Consider the following 2,030-nt stretch of genomic DNA (forward strand, 5'->3'; position numbering starts at 1 on the left):
CGATAGGCCAGTGCGACAGTGTCTCGATCATGACTGGTCAGCCGGACAGCCCCTACAACAAGTACGGCGAGGCGCTGGCCGGTCTCCTCCGCACGGCCTACCCCGGCACGAAGGTGAACGTCGTAACGACGATCGGCAGCGCCCACAACCTGAACACCCTGCGCGACCCCAACGCACGCTGCACTCTGTCGATCGTCCAGCTCACAACAGCGGTCGACGCCCGCTACGCTGTGTCGCAGTTCGCCGGCTCCCCGATAGACGAGTTGCGTTCGGTCGGACCGCTATGGTTCGACCTGCTGCAACTCGTCGTACGCCAAGACTCCGACATCACTACCGCAGACCAGCTCTGCTCCGGAACACGCGTCGCCACCGGACTCCCGGACTCCGGAACCTTCCAGATCGGGCAGGTTCTCTTCCGCCAGATCCAGCTCGCCGCCGGCCCACAGCCCTCTGCCTGTTCCCTCACGCCTGCCACACCTGAGCCGATGACGCTGGTCAACGGCCTAGCAGCACTGCGCGCCGGGCACGTCGACGCGGTGCTGTGGTCGGGCGGAGCACCCACCGACGAAATCTACCGGGAAGCAACAGAAGGAGTAGGCCTGCGCCTGCTCCCCCTCGCCGTCTACCAGCGGGCCATGGAGACCGAATGGGACAACTTCTACCGGTCCAAGGCAGGGAACAGCTTCGCCCGCGGGCAGATCTACGGCAACCAGACCATCGGGCCCCAGGACTACCCCGGCATCGAACCAGCCTCCACCGTCGCCATACCCAACGGCATCGTCGCGACCGAGGCCACAGACCCCGACCTGGTCCGCTACACCGCCCAGGCCCTCACCAACCAGCGCGCCGTCTTCGAACGCGCACTGTGGCCCGACGACGCAGGCCGGCACTTCCTAACAAGCCGCCAGACGGTAGGGACCAATCCCGCCTACTGCCTGGTACCCCTACATCTCGAGGCGAAGAAGTACTACGAATCAGTCAAGATCCACCAAGGCTGCCCGGCATCCTGACACCGACTGTGCGCCGAACAGCGTCACCGCCACCAGCACGACGGTCGCGATCGGGCTGACGCTCCCGGCGGCCAGCGCCGCGATGCCCGGCTGTTGACATCCTCCCCCGCGTGAACGCGAGGGATTCCCGGCGGCGGTCATGCCGCGTCCCGGGTGGTTGACGCTTCGCAGCCCGACGTAACCGCCGTGGCTCCACGTCCGTTCACGACACGGGCTGTACGCCCGGGACTTGCGTCCTGTCCTGCCGCGAGAATGTTCAATGCCGCGTTCGTGTCCGCGTTCCCCTGCCAACCGCACGAGGTGCAGGCGAACAGCGCCTGCGACCGGCGGGACACTGGATCGAAGAACCCGCAGGCATGGCAACGCTGCGAGGTGCGCGGCGCCGGGACTTTCACCAGCTCCCCGCCTTCACGGGCGGTCTTGTAAGCAAGATGCTCGCCGAGCCTGCTCCAGGCTGCCGCGAGGATCGCCCGGTTCAGCCCGGCTTTCTGCCGGACGTTCTTCCCGGGCGCCTCCATCGTGCCCCGCGCCGACCGGGTCATGTTCTCCACCCGCAGATCTTCAACCACAATCAGCCCGTATTCCCGGCTGATTGTGGTGGTGGTCTTGTGTACCCAGTCGTCGCGGCGGCGTTTGGTTCTCGCGCGCACCACGGCAATCTGGTCATAGGTCCGGCGAAGCCGGTTCGACGTCGGGGCGTTCCACGGACGGGCCCGGCGCTGCCGGGCCGCTTTCCGTTCCAACCGGAGCAGCCGCCGCGCCTCACCCGGCGACAGCAGCACGGGCATGTCCCGGAACGACCCGTCCGACAAGGCCAGCGTCCGGGTCACCCCACGGTCCACCCCTGCCGGCGGGCCAGCGTGCGGTTCCGACTGCACATCAGGGGTTTCCAGGCGGAACACCACATGCCAGCCGTTCACCTCCCGGACCAGCCGCGCGCCCGTCAACCGGCCCGGTATCCCACGGGACACCCCGGGAAGCGGTCGGGTCCAGCGGAACCGCACCCGACCGGCACCGGGA

General features: G+C 67.6%; 2 protein-coding genes. One reads left to right on the plus strand and one right to left on the minus strand.

The window, feature by feature from the left end:
- On the plus strand, positions 1-1,010 hold a 1,010-nt coding region (locus tag AC08OP_RS11245), incomplete at its 5' end, for a TAXI family TRAP transporter solute-binding subunit (protein ID WP_476614139.1).
- A gap of 137 nt (positions 1,011-1,147) precedes the next feature.
- On the opposite strand, the gene AC08OP_RS11250 is transcribed toward AC08OP_RS11245, so the two are convergent.
- Positions 1,148-2,030 (minus strand): RNA-guided endonuclease InsQ/TnpB family protein (locus tag AC08OP_RS11250; RefSeq protein WP_476614140.1); only part of this gene is annotated, 883 nt, incomplete at its 5' end.

The organism is Frankia sp. CeRuru1 (genome assembly GCF_977966315.1).